This window comes from Pseudomonas sp. BR20 (assembly GCF_050780135.1).
In the GTDB taxonomy this organism is placed as follows: Bacteria; Pseudomonadota; Gammaproteobacteria; order Pseudomonadales; family Pseudomonadaceae; genus Aquipseudomonas.
This window is the reverse complement of sequence record NZ_CP172012.1, coordinates 1138045-1151532: the sequence shown is the minus strand read 5'-3', so window position 1 is coordinate 1151532 and position 13488 is coordinate 1138045. Positions and strand designations below refer to the sequence as shown.

Annotated in this window: 12 protein-coding genes; 10 read left to right on the top strand and 2 right to left on the bottom strand. The window is 60.4% G+C overall.

What is annotated here, in order from left to right; genetic code table 11:
• Nucleotides 1-132: 132 nt before the first annotated feature.
• The 6 genes from ACHPFG_RS05105 to ACHPFG_RS05080 all read left to right on the top strand — a co-directional run bounded on the left by ACHPFG_RS05105 (nt 133) and on the right by ACHPFG_RS05080 (nt 7165).
• Nucleotides 133-1530, top strand: a complete 1398-nt coding sequence (locus ACHPFG_RS05105; RefSeq protein WP_431701755.1) for an OprD family outer membrane porin — start codon at nt 133-135, stop codon at nt 1528-1530.
• 80 nt (nt 1531-1610) lie between these two features.
• Nucleotides 1611-3206: an ABC transporter substrate-binding protein gene (locus ACHPFG_RS05100; RefSeq protein WP_131698459.1), complete on the top strand. Its 1596-nt coding sequence runs from the start codon at nt 1611-1613 to the stop codon at nt 3204-3206.
• Between the two features lie 76 nt (nt 3207-3282).
• Nucleotides 3283-4293: an ABC transporter permease subunit gene (locus ACHPFG_RS05095; RefSeq protein ID WP_003171721.1), complete on the top strand. Its 1011-nt coding sequence runs from the start codon at nt 3283-3285 to the stop codon at nt 4291-4293.
• Between the two features lie 10 nt (nt 4294-4303).
• Nucleotides 4304-5215: an ABC transporter permease subunit gene (locus ACHPFG_RS05090; protein ID WP_027604858.1), complete on the top strand. Its 912-nt coding sequence runs from the start codon at nt 4304-4306 to the stop codon at nt 5213-5215.
• Nucleotides 5216-5225: 10 nt separating this feature from the next.
• Nucleotides 5226-6194: an ABC transporter ATP-binding protein gene (locus ACHPFG_RS05085; RefSeq protein WP_131698461.1), complete on the top strand. Its 969-nt coding sequence runs from the start codon at nt 5226-5228 to the stop codon at nt 6192-6194.
• Complete coding sequence (locus ACHPFG_RS05080) at nt 6194-7165, top strand: peptide ABC transporter ATP-binding protein (protein ID WP_017138288.1); 972 nt, start codon at nt 6194-6196, stop codon at nt 7163-7165. Before ACHPFG_RS05085 ends, ACHPFG_RS05080 begins: the two co-directional genes overlap by 1 nt.
• A 103-nt stretch (nt 7166-7268) precedes the next feature.
• On the opposite strand, the gene ACHPFG_RS05075 is transcribed toward ACHPFG_RS05080, so the two are convergent.
• Nucleotides 7269-7514 carry a hypothetical protein gene (locus tag ACHPFG_RS05075; protein WP_431701754.1) on the bottom strand — a complete coding sequence of 82 codons (246 nt, stop codon included), beginning with the start codon at nt 7512-7514 and terminating at the stop codon, nt 7269-7271.
• 134 nt (nt 7515-7648) lie between these two features.
• Entirely contained in the window at nt 7649-9232 is a 1584-nt protein-coding gene (locus tag ACHPFG_RS05070; RefSeq protein ID WP_431701753.1) for a peptide chain release factor 3, read from the bottom strand.
• A gap of 296 nt (nt 9233-9528) precedes the next feature.
• Here ACHPFG_RS05070 and ACHPFG_RS05065 point away from each other — a divergent pair, with 296 nt between their 5' ends.
• Genes ACHPFG_RS05065 through ACHPFG_RS05050 form a run of 4 tightly spaced genes read left to right on the top strand, consistent with a single transcriptional unit; the run spans nt 9529 to nt 13015 of the window.
• Nucleotides 9529-10281, top strand: coding sequence for an ABC transporter permease (locus tag ACHPFG_RS05065; RefSeq protein ID WP_431701752.1), 753 nt, complete (start codon nt 9529-9531; stop codon nt 10279-10281).
• Between the two features lie 20 nt (nt 10282-10301).
• A complete protein-coding gene (locus ACHPFG_RS05060) occupies nt 10302-11195 on the top strand; it encodes a glycine betaine ABC transporter substrate-binding protein (protein WP_431701751.1) in 894 nt (297 codons plus the stop codon).
• Nucleotides 11196-11207: 12 nt separating this feature from the next.
• On the top strand, nt 11208-11861 hold the full coding sequence (locus tag ACHPFG_RS05055) for an ABC transporter permease (RefSeq protein ID WP_027604864.1): 654 nt from the start codon (nt 11208-11210) through the stop codon (nt 11859-11861).
• Nucleotides 11858-13015 carry an osmoprotectant ABC transporter ATP-binding protein OsmV gene (locus ACHPFG_RS05050; protein WP_431701750.1) on the top strand — a complete coding sequence of 386 codons (1158 nt, stop codon included), beginning with the start codon at nt 11858-11860 and terminating at the stop codon, nt 13013-13015. The genes ACHPFG_RS05055 and ACHPFG_RS05050 overlap by 4 nt, the downstream gene beginning before the upstream one ends.
• Nucleotides 13016-13488: the final 473 nt, after the last annotated feature.

Sequence of the window (13488 nt, the reverse complement as noted above, 5' to 3'; positions counted from 1 at the left end):
AGCCTTTTGTTGGGATTTTTCCTACAGCAAACGTTTGCAACAGTTTGCAATAGCTTGATCGAGTTACACACCCAATAGCCGGATCACCAAAAAAGACCGGCATTAAAAAGAGAACCAAAGGAGCTTCAACCCATGAAACTGAGCAGCAAAGCGCTTCTGGCCCTGGCCATCAGCACCATCACGGCAACCGCCTACGCTGAAACCCAAAGTCAGGACTTCGTTCCTACCACGTTGGCCGGCACCAGCGCTCAAAGCGAGGCCAAAGGCTTTATCGACGGTCAAAGCCTGGGCGGTACTACCCGTAACTGGTACTCCACCGAGAAGAAATTCCGTGGCCAGCGTTTCTCCTATGAGAAACACAATCAGACGCGCACCGACGCGAACCGCACAAACTGGGTACAAGGCACCATCCTCAACTACTCCTCGGGCTTCACCCAAGGCACCGTAGGTGTGGCGACCGAAGTCGCGGCTTACAACGCCGTTGTCCTGGACCGCAGCAAACGAGATATCAAGGGCGGTTCCAACCGTACCCTGGCTGACTCCGACGGTGATGCAGTAGGCCAATGGAGCAAGCTGGGCCTGGCTAACGTCAAGTTCCGCGTGTCCAACACCACCTTGACCGCCGGTCGCCAGAACTTCAGCAGCGGCATCGTCGACACCATCGGCAACCGTGCCCTGCCGTCGAGCTTCGAAGGTGTGAGCTTCAACAGCGAAGAGCTGAGCAACCTGTCGTTCCAAGGCGGTATTTTCGATCGCGTTTCGCCGCGTACCGAGCAGAGCCTGACCAAATTCGTATCCGAGTACGGCAACGGCCAAGAGACCGACAAGGTCAAAACCCTGGGCTTCAACTACCAGCCGTTCAAGAGCCTGAAGACCAGCGTTTTCGCCGCTAACGTCGAAGACTTCTGGAACCAGTACTACTTCGGTGCCACCCACGAATTGGGTGATGCACAGACCCTGGCACTGACCACCGGCCTGAACTACTACAAAACCACCGACACCGGCAGCAAGAAGATGGGCAACATCGACAACGACACTTACTCGTTGTCCCTGGGGCTGACCCACCAGGCTCACAGCCTGACCTTCTCGTACCAGGAAGTTAACGGTAACGAGTACTTCGACTACCTGCACGAAACCAACGGCATCTACCTGGCCAACTCCCTGACGTCCGACTTCAACGCCCCGAACGAGAAGTCCTTCCAGGTCGCCTACGGCATCAACATGGCCGAATACGGCGTGCCAGGCCTGAAGTTCAACGTCTACTCGGCACGCGGCTGGGGCATCGACGGTACCCACTACACCGGCACGGCTTATGGCACCGCTGGCAAGTCCCGCAGCGACCTGCGTCTGATGGACGGCGAGAAGCACCAGGAATACGGGGTTGGCACCTCCTACGCGATTCAGAGCGGCCCACTCAAGGCCACCACTATCCGTGGCACCTACGTGACTCACCGCGCCAGCGCAGAACAGCCTGACGGCAACATCAAAGAGTTCCGTCTGGTCACCACCATCCCGTTCAACATTCTTTAATCAGCACCAGGTAGACGGCGGGCTCAGGACGAGCCCGCCGTCTACGCTTGTCTGGTCCCATCGATTGCAGAGGGCTCTGAATGAAAATGCTCCCGCTACAAGCTGCCGTTGCCGCTGCGCTGTTAAGCGTCGCTATCGGCGTATCGGCCAAACCCCTGGTGGTCTGCACCGAAGCCAGTCCGGAAGGTTTTGACCCGGTCCTGTACACCACCGCCGTCACCGCCGATGCCGCCGCTGAAACCATGTTCAACCGTTTGGTGGACTTCAAGCCCGGCACCACCGAGATCGTGCCAGCGCTCGCCACTTCCTGGGAAATCAGTGACGACGGCCTGACCTATACATTTCATCTGCGCGATGACGTCAAGTTCCACACCACCGACTACTTCAAACCCACGCGCAACATGAATGCCGACGACGTACTCTGGAGCTTCCAGCGCCAGCTGGACCCAAAACACCCGTGGCACAACAAATCCAACGTGGGCTACCCGTACTTTGAAAGCATGGGCTTCAAGGAACTGCTCAAGAGCGTGGAGAAGACCGATGACCATACCGTGGTCTTCACCCTGACCCGCCCTGAGGCACCGTTCCTGGCCGATGTTGCGATGCCGTTCACCGCCATCCACTCCGCCGAGTACGCCGACAAGCTACTCGCCGCCGGCAAGACCGAAGAGCTCAACAGCAAGCCGATCGGCACCGGCCCGTTCATTTTCACGCGCTACCAGAAGGATGCTCAGGTGCGCTTCAAGGCCAACCCGGAGTACTTCCGTGGCAAGCCTCCGGCCGATCCGTTGATCCTGGCCATTGCGGTCGACAACAACGTGCGCCTGCAGAAGCTCAAGGCCAACGAATGCCAGATCGCGCTGTATCCCAAGCCCGATGACCTTCCCAGCATCAAGAAAGACCCGAACCTGAAGGTCGCTGAACTGGCGGCGATGACCACCGCGTACACCGCCCTGAACACCACCCACAAGTACATGAGCGACGCGCGGGTGCGCCACGCGATCAACATCGCGTTCGACAAGAAAGGCTACAACGAATCCCTGTATGGCAAAGGCAACGCCGTTGATGCCACCGGCCCGTATCCACCGACCCTGCTGGGCTTCAACGATAAGCTGAAAAACCCTGAGCGCGACCTGGACAAGGCCCGTGCCCTGCTCAAGGAAGCCGGCGTACCAGAAGGCACCGAGTTCACCCTGTTCACCCGTAACGGCGGCGGCCCGACCAACCCTAACCCAATGCTCGGCGCCCAGCGCATGCAGGCGGACCTGGCGCAAATCGGCCTGAAAGTGAACATCAAGGTCATGGAATGGGGCGAGATGCTCAAGCGCGCCAAAGCCGGCGAGCACGACATGGTTTCTGCCGGCTGGGCCGGTGATAACGGCGACCCGGATAACTTCCTCACGCCGAACCTGAGTTGCGATGCAGCCAAAAACGGCGAAAACTACGCACGCTGGTGTAACAAAGAGTTTCAGGACTTGATCGATAAGGCCCGTGCTATCGCTGAACCCACTGAACGCGCCGCACTCTATGAACAAGCACTGGACGTTTTCGACAAGGACCAACCATGGATCCCCATGGCTTACCCGAAAATGTTCACCGCCATGCGCAAGAACGTCGAGGGTTATACCCAAAGTCCTCTGACGAACAATAACTTCGCCACTACCCAGGTGAAGTAAATAAGAGAAACGCTCGGCACCGCCCACCAGGACGGTGCCGAACCTGCCTAACCGGCTGATTGAGGTACACCACAAGATGTTTAGTTTTATTGCCCGCCGACTGGGGTTATTGATCCCCACGTTTTTCGGCATCACGTTGCTCACGTTTGCGTTGATACGCATGATCCCTGGCGACCCTGTCGAAGTCATGATGGGCGAGCGGCGCGTCGACCCCGAGATGCACGCACAGGCAATGGAACGCCTTGGCCTTAACAAGCCGCTGTATGCGCAATACCTGGACTATGTCGGCAAGCTCGCCCAGGGCGACCTTGGCGAATCGCTGCGCACCCGCACCAGCGTGTGGACCGAGTTCACCGCCCTCTTCCCGGCGACCCTGGAGCTGTCCATGGCCGCCCTGCTGTTCGCCGGCATCCTGGGCCTGTTGGCCGGGGTGATCGCGGCACTCAAACGAGGATCCCTGTTCGACCATGGGGTGATGGGCATCTCCCTGGCGGGCTATTCGATGCCGATCTTCTGGTGGGGCCTGATCCTGATCATGTTCTTCTCGGTGAGCCTGGGCTGGACCCCGGTTTCCGGACGTATCGACCTGCTCTACGACATCGAGCCGCGCACCGGCTTCATGCTGATCGACACCCTGCTGGCTGACGAGCCGGACGCGTTCTGGGATGCGCTGCACCACCTGATCCTGCCGGCCATCGTGCTCGGCACCATTCCGTTGGCAGTGATCGCGCGGATGACCCGTTCATCCATGCTCGAAGTGCTGCGTGAAGACTACATCCGTACCGCCAAGGCCAAAGGCCTGTCGCCGGCGCGCGTGGTGTTCGTGCACGGCCTGCGTAACGCGTTGATCCCGGTACTCACCGTGGTCGGCCTGCAAGTCGGCACCCTGCTGGCCGGTGCGGTCCTGACCGAAACCATCTTCTCGTGGCCCGGCATCGGCAAATGGCTGATCGAAGCCATTGGCGCGCGGGACTACCCGGTGGTGCAAAACGGCATCCTGCTGATCGCCTGTCTGGTGATCCTGGTGAACTTCGTGGTGGACATCCTCTACGGCTTCGCCAACCCACGCATCCGTCACCAGCGCTGAGATCATGACCATGACCACACCTACTCAAGTGTCAGCAGTCGATCAAAGCCTGCTGTACCCGTCGCCGTACAAAGAATTCTGGCAAGCCTTCTCCAAGAACAAAGGCGCGGTTGCCGGCCTGCTGTTCATGCTGCTGATCGTGTTCTGCGCGATCTTCGCGCCTTGGGTGGCGCCGCATAACCCCAGCGAGCAATACCGTGACTTCCTGCTGACCCCGCCGTCGTGGCTGGAAGGCGGGCAGATCCAGTTCCTGCTCGGCACCGATGAGCTGGGCCGCGACCTGCTCTCGCGCCTGATCCAGGGCTCGCGCCTCTCGTTGCTGATCGGCTTGTCGTCGGTAGTGATGTCGCTGATCCCGGGCATCCTGCTGGGCCTGTTCGCCGGGTTCTTCCCGCGCCTGCTCGGCCCGACCATCATGCGCCTGATGGACATCATGCTGGCCCTGCCGTCGCTGCTGCTGGCGGTTGCCATTGTCGCGATCCTCGGCCCTGGCCTGATCAACACCGTGATCGCCATCGCTATCGTCTCGCTGCCGTCCTATGTACGTCTGACCCGCGCTGCGGTGATGGGCGAACTGAACCGCGACTACGTGACTGCCGCGCGCCTCGCCGGCGCCGGCCTGCCCCGCCTGATGTTCATCACCGTGCTGCCTAACTGCATGGCACCGCTGATCGTTCAGGCCACCTTGAGTTTCTCTTCCGCGATCCTCGATGCCGCCGCGCTGGGCTTCCTCGGCTTGGGCGTACAACCGCCAACGCCTGAGTGGGGCACCATGCTGGCTTCGGCTCGCGACTACATCGAACGCGCATGGTGGGTCGTCAGCCTGCCGGGCTTGACCATTTTGCTCAGCGTGCTGGCAATCAACTTGATGGGTGACGGCCTGCGCGACGCGCTGGACCCGAAACTCAAGAACGCCGCCTGAGGAGATTCCCATGTCACTGTTAGAAATCAAGAATCTCAACGTCCGCTTCGGCGACAAGACCGCCGTGCCGGTGGTCGATGGCCTCGATATTTCCGTCGACAAAGGCGAAGTCCTGGCGATCGTTGGCGAGTCGGGCTCGGGTAAATCCGTGACCATGATGGCGCTGATGGGCCTGATCGAGCACCCCGGCATCGTCACCGCCGACGCCCTGAACTTCGACGGCAAGGACATGCTCAAGCTGAGCAATCGCCAGCGCCGCCAGATCGTCGGCAAAGACCTGGCGATGGTGTTCCAGGATCCGATGACCGCGCTGAACCCCAGCTACACCGTGGGTTTCCAGATTGAAGAAGTGCTGCGCCTGCACCTGAAGATGTCCGGCAAGCAAGCGCGTAAACGGGCCATCGAGCTGCTGGAAAAGGTTGAGATCCCCGGCGCTGCCAGCCGTATGGACGCCTACCCGCACCAACTCTCCGGCGGTATGAGCCAGCGTGTGGCCATCGCCATGGCGATTGCCGGCGAGCCGAAGCTGCTGATCGCGGATGAGCCGACGACCGCGTTGGACGTGACCATCCAGGCGCAGATCATGGAACTGCTGCTGGCCCTGCAAAAAGAGCAGAACATGGGCCTGGTACTGATCACCCACGACCTCGCGGTTGTGGCAGAAACCGCCCAGCGCGTGTGCGTGATGTACGCCGGCCAAGCGGTGGAAGTCGGCCAGGTGCCGCAATTGTTCGACATCCCGGCGCACCCGTACAGCGAAGCGCTGCTCAAGGCGATTCCCGAGCACAGCCTCGGCGCCACGCGCCTGGCCACGCTGCCGGGTATCGTGCCCGGCCGCTATGACCGCCCGCAGGGTTGCCTGCTGTCGCCACGCTGCCCGTATGTGCAGGAATCCTGCCGTGCCCAGCGACCCAGCCTTGATCCGAAAAGCAACAGCCTTGCGCGCTGCTTCTACCCCTTGAACCAGGAGGTGGCGTAATGGCCGTCGTTCTTACCGCCCGCGACCTCACCCGTCACTACGAAGTGTCCCGTGGCCTGTTCAAGGGCCATGCGCTGGTACGCGCGCTTAATGGTGTGTCGTTTGAACTGGAAGCCGGCAAGACCCTCGCGGTTGTAGGCGAGTCGGGTTGCGGCAAATCCACCCTGGCCCGTGCATTGACGCTGATTGAAGAGCCGTCTTCAGGCTCGCTGAAAATCGCCGGCCAGGAAGTCGCCGGCGCCGACAAGGCCCAGCGCAAGCAACTGCGCAAAGACGTGCAGATGGTGTTCCAGAGCCCCTACGCCTCGTTGAACCCACGCCAGAAGGTCGGTGATCAACTGGGCGAACCGCTGTTGATCAACACCAACCTGTCCGCCGCCGAACGTCGCGAAAAAGTGCAGGCGATGATGAAGCAAGTGGGCCTGCGCCCTGAGCATTATCAGCGCTACCCGCATATGTTCTCCGGTGGCCAGCGCCAGCGGATCGCCCTGGCCCGCGCCATGATGCTGCAACCGAAAGTGCTGGTGGCGGATGAACCGACCTCGGCCCTCGACGTATCGATCCAGGCCCAGGTGCTCAACCTGTTCATGGACCTGCAGCAGGAGTTCAACACCGCCTACGTGTTCATCTCCCACAACCTCGCGGTGGTGCAGCACGTTGCCGATGACGTGATGGTGATGTACCTCGGCCGCCCGGTGGAAGTGGGCCCCAAGGAAGATATCTACGCCCGCCCCCTGCACCCGTACACCCAGGCGCTGCTGTCGGCGACCCCGACCATTCATCCGGATCCGAACAAACCGAAGATCAAAATCGTTGGCGAGTTGCCTAACCCACTGAACCCGCCGCCTGGCTGCGCTTTTCACAAGCGCTGCCCGTATGCGACGGCGCGTTGCAGCAGCGAGGAGCCGCAGTTGCGGGCGTTGGATAACCGCCAGGTGGCTTGCCACTACGCGGAGCAATTCGTGGCCTGAAACCCTGGCCCGTAGAAATGTGTAAGAAGTGATACAGCGTTCTACAGCCCTTCCCGTCAGGTTGCGCATCAGCCTGGCGGGAGGGGCTTTCTTTTGGATGCAATTAACTGTCGCCGTCGTCGTAGGTTTCGCTGTCTTCCCCTTCGTTGTAGGGGTTTTCTGCGTCCTCTTTTGGCGCGGGCTGGGCCTGGGGTTGCCAACTGCCGGAGTTGACCTCGTTCTGCTTTTTCTTGGTGACCGGGCCGGTGTCTTTCCACTGCGGCACTCCTGCGCCCGCCAGTGCCGGAAGGGTCGTCAACCCCAGGGCAGCCAGCAACACCAGGGGAATGGCGCGTTGAGCATTTCGCACGGTGGTCTCCTTTACAGTCGGTGGGTAAACGCTAGACCCGATGCCGGATTCTCGCCAATCCCATGCCTGGTGGAGACCAAAAATGTGGGAGGGGGCTTGCCCCCTCCCACATTTTGTTTTGCGGCGCTCGGACCTTAGTGGTGCTCGCGGGTCGCGCGGAATTTCACATCCGGCCAGCGCTCTTCCATCAACGCCAGGTTCACCCGGGTCGGGGCCAGGTAGGTCAGGTGACCACCGCCATCGACCGCGAGGTTTTCCACGGCCTTGTTGGAGAACTCTTCCAGCTTCTTCTTATCGGCGCATTCGATCCAGCGCGCGGAGTACACGGTGATCGGCTCGTAGGAGCACTCGACCTTGTATTCCTCTTTCAAGCGGCTGGCGACCACATCGAACTGCAGCACGCCAACGGCGCCGAGGATGATGTCGTTGCTGCGCTCGGGGAAGAACACCTGGGTCGCGCCCTCCTCTGCCAGTTGCTGCAGGCCTTGGCGCAGTTGCTTGGATTTCAGCGGGTCACGCAGGCGCACGCGGCGGAACAGTTCCGGAGCGAAGTGCGGGATACCGGTGAAGCCCAGCGCTTCGCCTTCGGTGAAGGTGTCGCCGATCTGGATGGTGCCGTGGTTGTGCAGGCCGATGATGTCGCCGGCGTAGGCCTCTTCGAGCTGTTCACGCTCGGAGGAGAAGAACGTCAGGGCGTCGCCGATGCGCACGTCCTTGCCGGTGCGCACGTGGCGCATCTTCATGCCTTTTTCGTATTTGCCCGAGCAGATGCGCATGAAGGCAATACGGTCGCGGTGCTTGGGGTCCATGTTCGCCTGGATCTTGAACACGAAGCCGCTGAATTTCTCTTCAACAGGTTCGACAGTGCGCTCGTTGGCAACGCGGGCCAGAGGCTTCGGTGCCCAGTCCACAACAGCATCGAGCACATGGTCGACACCGAAGTTGCCCAATGCGGTCCCGAAGAACACCGGGGTCAGCTGGCCGTCGAGGAATTCCTGCTGGTTGAACTCATGGCAGGCGCCCTGCACCAGTTCCAACTGGTCGACAAAGCGGTCGTACTCATCACCCAGGTGGGCACGGGCTTCGTCGGAGTCGAGCTTCTCGATGATTTTCACATCGGTGCGTTCGTGACCGTGGCCGGCGGTGTAGACAATGATGTAGTCGTCGGCCAGGTGGTACACACCCTTGAAGTCGCGGTAGCAACCGATCGGCCAGGTGATCGGCGCGGCCTTGATCTTCAGGACGGCTTCGATTTCATCCAACAATTCGATCGGGTCGCGGATGTCGCGGTCGAGTTTGTTGATGAAGCTGACGATCGGCGTGTCACGCAGGCGGCACACGTCCATCAGCGCGATGGTACGTGGCTCGACGCCCTTACCGCCGTCGAGGACCATCAGTGCCGAGTCCACCGCAGTCAGGGTGCGGTAGGTGTCTTCGGAGAAGTCTTCGTGGCCCGGGGTGTCGAGCAGGTTGACCATGTGGTCGCGATACGGGAACTGCATGACCGACGTGGTAATGGAAATACCCCGTTGTTTTTCCATTTCCATCCAGTCGGAGGTGGCATGGCGGTCGGATTTGCGCGATTTCACCGTGCCGGCCACTGCGATCGCCTTGCCCATCAGCAGGAGCTTCTCGGTGATGGTGGTTTTACCGGCATCGGGGTGGGAAATAATGGCGAAAGTGCGGCGTTTCGCGACTTCGGCGGCCTGGTGGGTCATGGGAAATCGCCTGGCAGGTGAGTCAAAAAAGGGCGGCGAGTATAGCGCAAACCGCGAGTGACGGACCACCGTTCACCCCATTGGGGGTGGCTAAATACTGCCAACTGTGGAACCTTTTAAAAGGTAGAGACGTCCACTCCCCTGCTATCGCACTCGGAACAGGGGCTGATAAATCAGCAAGTTAGCCTGACGAGGCTGCGCTTATGGCTCGAACTCATGCCGCTTTTGACGGCATTGGCGAGCTGCATTTCGCGATCACTTTTCGCTGACAGCCAGCAATGGCATGCCACGCAGGAATGTGTTCGTCGACAGAAGAAAAAAGGAGTCCGCCTGTGGCTATTCGCTATGGCAAAGGGCTGATAGGAGGAGTGGTTGTCGTCGCTCTCCTGGCCCTGCTGGTCCACTGGATCGGCATCAACACGATCGAACTGTACCGCGACGATTTGTTGTTTTACCTGCAAGCTCATTTAATCCTTGTTCTAGTCTCCATGCTGGCGGCCCTGATTGTGGGCATCCCCGCCGGTATCCTGCTCAGCCGACCGAACATGGTCGGGCGCGCAGAACGCTTCATGCAGATCTTCAACATCGGCAACACCGTCCCCCCCCTGGCCGTACTGGCCATCGCCCTCGGCGTCCTCGGCATCGGCAGCGGCCCGGCCATCTTCGCGCTGTTCCTCGCCTCCCTGTTGCCCATCGTGCGCAATACCTACGAAGGCCTCAAAAACGTTCAGGGCTCGCTGAAAGAAGCCGCCACCGGCATCGGCATGACCCCGCGCCAGGTGCTGTTTCGCGTCGAATTGCCCAACGCCGTGCCGATCATCATCGGCGGCGTGCGCGTGGCACTGGCGATCAACGTGGGTACCGCACCGCTGGCGTTCCTGATTGGTGCCAACAGCCTGGGCAGTCTGATTTTCCCCGGCATCGCCCTGAACAATCAGCCGCAACTGCTGCTTGGTGCCGCATGCACCGCACTGCTGGCATTGCTGCTCGACGGTCTGGTGACCATGGCCAGCCGCCTCTGGCTGGAACGCGGGTTGCGTCCGTCTTAAGGCTTGGCAAAGGAAATCACATGAAAAGACTGACCTTGATATTGAGCTGCGTCCTGCTGTTTGCAGGTTTTGCGCAAGCCGCTGAAAAACCCGTGATCCGCATCGGCGCCAGGGTGTTCACCGAACAGACCCTGCTGGCCGAAATCACCTCCCAGTACCTGCGCACCAAGGGCTACGACGCCCGTGTGACCGGCGGCCTGGGCAGCAACCTGGCGCGCAGTGCCCAGGAAAGCGGGCAATTGGACCTGATCTGGGAATACACCGGCGTGTCGCTGGTGGCCTACAACCATGTGGACGAGAAGCTCGACAGCGAACAGTCCTACGCCCGGGTCAAAGAACTCGACGCGAAAAAAGGCCTGGTCTGGCTGTCGCCGTCGAAATTCAGCAACACCTACGCCCTGGCATTGCCGGAAAACGTGGCCAAGGAATTCCCCCAGATCAACACCATCAGCGACCTGACCCAAGCCCTTGCCGAGAACACCAAAGGCACGCGCCTGGTGGCCCTGGACACCGAGTTCGCCAACCGTTCCGACGGCATGGGCGGCATGGTCAAGCTGTACGACATGAACCTGACGCGTAAAAACACCCGGCAGATGGACGCCGGCCTGGTCTACACCGCGTTGCGTAACGGCCAGGTGTTTGCCGGTCTGGTCTACACCACCGACGGTCGCCTGAACGCGTTCAAGTTGAAGCTGCTGGAAGACGACAAGCACTACTTCCCGGACTACACCGCCGCCCCGGTGATTCGCCAGCAATACCTCGACCAGCACCCTCAACTGGCCGCCGAGCTCAAGCCATTGGCCGAACTGTTCAACGACGCAACCATGCGCGAGTTGAATGCACGGGTCGACGTCGAGCATGAAAGCCCATCCGCTGTTGCCGCCGATTTCCTGCGCCAACATCCGATCAACTAAGAAGGAGAAGACATGGAATTCCTGAACGCCTTTTCCCATCTTGATTGGGCCCAGGTCCTGCACCTGACCTGGCAGCACATCACCCTGGTCGGTATCGCGGTGATCCTGGCGATTGTCGTCGGCGTGCCCCTCGGCGTGCTGATGACCCGCTTCCCAACCCTAGCCGGCCCCCTGCAAGCCAGCGCCACGGTGCTGCTGACCGTACCGTCCATCGCGCTGTTCGGCCTGCTGCTGCCGTTCTACTCCAAGTTTGGCCAGGGCCTGGGGCCGATGCCGGCGATCACCGCCGTGTTCCTCTACTCTCTGCTGCCGATCATGCGTAACACCTACCTGGCCCTCACCGGCGTTGAACCGGGCATTCGCGAGGCCGCCAAAGGCATCGGCATGACCTTCGGCCAGCGCCTGCGCATGGTCGAGCTGCCCATCGCCGTGCCGGTGATCCTCGCCGGTGTGCGTACCGCCGTGGTGATGAACATTGGCGTCATGACCATCGCCGCCACCATCGGCGCCGGTGGCCTGGGTGTACTTATTCTGGCTTCCATCAGCCGCAGCGACATGTCGATGCTGATCGTTGGCGCCGTGCTGGTCAGTCTCCTGGCCATCTTCGCCGACCTGCTTCTGCAATGGCTGCAACGCTCGCTGACTCCAAAAGGACTGCTCAAATGATCGAACTTCAAAACCTGACCAAGACTTTTCAAAGCAACGGCAAGACTGTTTCGGCCGTGAACGACGTAAGCCTGATCGTCAATGAAGGCGAGATTTGCGTATTCCTCGGTCCCTCGGGCTGCGGCAAGAGCACCACGCTGAAAATGATCAACCGCCTGATCAAGCCGACCTCGGGCAAGATCCTGATCAACGGCGAAGACACCACCGACCTCGACGAAGTGACCTTGCGTCGCAACATCGGCTATGTGATCCAGCAGATCGGCCTGTTCCCGAACATGACCATCGAGGAAAACATTGTGGTCGTGCCCAAGCTGCTGGGTTGGGACAAGCAGAAATGCCACGACCGCGCCCGCGAGTTGATGAGCATGATCAAGCTGGAACCCAAGCAGTACCTGCATCGCTACCCGCGTGAACTGTCGGGCGGCCAGCAACAGCGCATCGGCGTGATTCGCGCACTGGCGGCCGATGCCCCGTTGCTGCTGATGGATGAGCCGTTCGGCGCGGTCGACCCGATCAACCGCGAGATGATCCAGAACGAGTTCTTCGAGATGCAACGCGCGCTGAACAAGACCGTGATCATGGTCAGCCACGACATCGACGAAGCCATCAAGCTGGGTGACAAGATCGCCATCTTCCGCGCCGGCAAGCTGCTGCAGATCGACCACCCGGATACGCTGCTGGCGCATCCGGCCGATGAGTTCGTCAGCAACTTCGTGGGCCAGGACAGCACCCTCAAGCGCCTGCTGCTGGTGAAAGCTGAAGATGCGGCCGACAACGCCCCGTCGGTGAGCCCGGAAACCCCGGTGGCCGAGGCCCTGGAGCTGATGGACGAAACCGACCGCCGCTATGTGGTCGTCACGTGCGCCGAGAACAAGGCACTCGGCTATGTACGCCGTCGCGACCTGCACCGTCAGACCGGCACCTGCGGCCAGTACCTGCGTGAGTTCAACGCCACGGCGGCGTACGACGAGCATTTGCGCATCCTGTTGTCGCGTATGTACGAGTTCAACCGCTCGTGGCTGCCGGTAATGGATGCGGAGCGGGTGTTCCTGGGTGAGGTGACCCAGGAATCGATCGCCGAGTACCTGAGCTCCGGTAAGTCCCGTGGGGGCAAGACCAGTATTGTTTCGCCTGCCGAGACCGCCCTGGCCTGATCTTATGTGGGAGGGGGCTTGCTCCCGATGGCGGTGTGTCAGTCACTTCATCTGTCACTGATCCACCGCTATCGGGAGCAAGTCGAATCGTCGCACCGCCCCTCCCACATTTGGTCCGCGATCTGTCAGGGAAATACCTTCAATTATCCCCATCCGGGGAACATCATTCCGTCACACGTGTCGGTTACATAAGTAGCTGCACGTGGTCCCGCGACGAACGCGTGCAAAAACGCGACATTTTTAGTTGATCTATGGCCCCTCACGTCCTAAAGTTCGCGCCGAACGTCCATGCTGGAAACGATCCATCCGGCTCAAGTACTGACGACGAGACAGCAAGGCCAAGGGAAGCGGTTGTTCCCATGGCCTTTTTGCTTTCGGCGACATGCCTTGGGAAGTAGGCGAACCAAAGTGGGGATACGGAGGACGTTCATTTGCACCCATTGATCAATTTAGTTTGCCCTTAGGAGTTCCCA

What these genes read in the sequence shown, in the direction of transcription:
- ACHPFG_RS05105 (WP_431701755.1), top strand. Translation starts at nt 133, where the DNA reads ATGAAACTGAGCAGCAAAGCGCTTCTGGCCCTGGCCATCAGCACCATC.
- ACHPFG_RS05100 (WP_131698459.1), top strand. Translation starts at nt 1,611, where the DNA reads ATGAAAATGCTCCCGCTACAAGCTGCCGTTGCCGCTGCGCTGTTAAGC.
- ACHPFG_RS05095 (WP_003171721.1), top strand. Translation starts at nt 3,283, where the DNA reads ATGTTTAGTTTTATTGCCCGCCGACTGGGGTTATTGATCCCCACGTTT.
- ACHPFG_RS05090 (WP_027604858.1), top strand. Translation starts at nt 4,304, where the DNA reads ATGACCACACCTACTCAAGTGTCAGCAGTCGATCAAAGCCTGCTGTAC.
- ACHPFG_RS05085 (WP_131698461.1), top strand. Translation starts at nt 5,226, where the DNA reads ATGTCACTGTTAGAAATCAAGAATCTCAACGTCCGCTTCGGCGACAAG.
- ACHPFG_RS05080 (WP_017138288.1), top strand. Translation starts at nt 6,194, where the DNA reads ATGGCCGTCGTTCTTACCGCCCGCGACCTCACCCGTCACTACGAAGTG.
- ACHPFG_RS05070 (WP_431701753.1), bottom strand. Translation starts at nt 9,232, where the DNA reads ATGACCCACCAGGCCGCCGAAGTCGCGAAACGCCGCACTTTCGCCATT.
- ACHPFG_RS05065 (WP_431701752.1), top strand. Translation starts at nt 9,529, where the DNA reads ATGTGTTCGTCGACAGAAGAAAAAAGGAGTCCGCCTGTGGCTATTCGC.
- ACHPFG_RS05060 (WP_431701751.1), top strand. Translation starts at nt 10,302, where the DNA reads ATGAAAAGACTGACCTTGATATTGAGCTGCGTCCTGCTGTTTGCAGGT.
- ACHPFG_RS05055 (WP_027604864.1), top strand. Translation starts at nt 11,208, where the DNA reads ATGGAATTCCTGAACGCCTTTTCCCATCTTGATTGGGCCCAGGTCCTG.
- ACHPFG_RS05050 (WP_431701750.1), top strand. Translation starts at nt 11,858, where the DNA reads ATGATCGAACTTCAAAACCTGACCAAGACTTTTCAAAGCAACGGCAAG.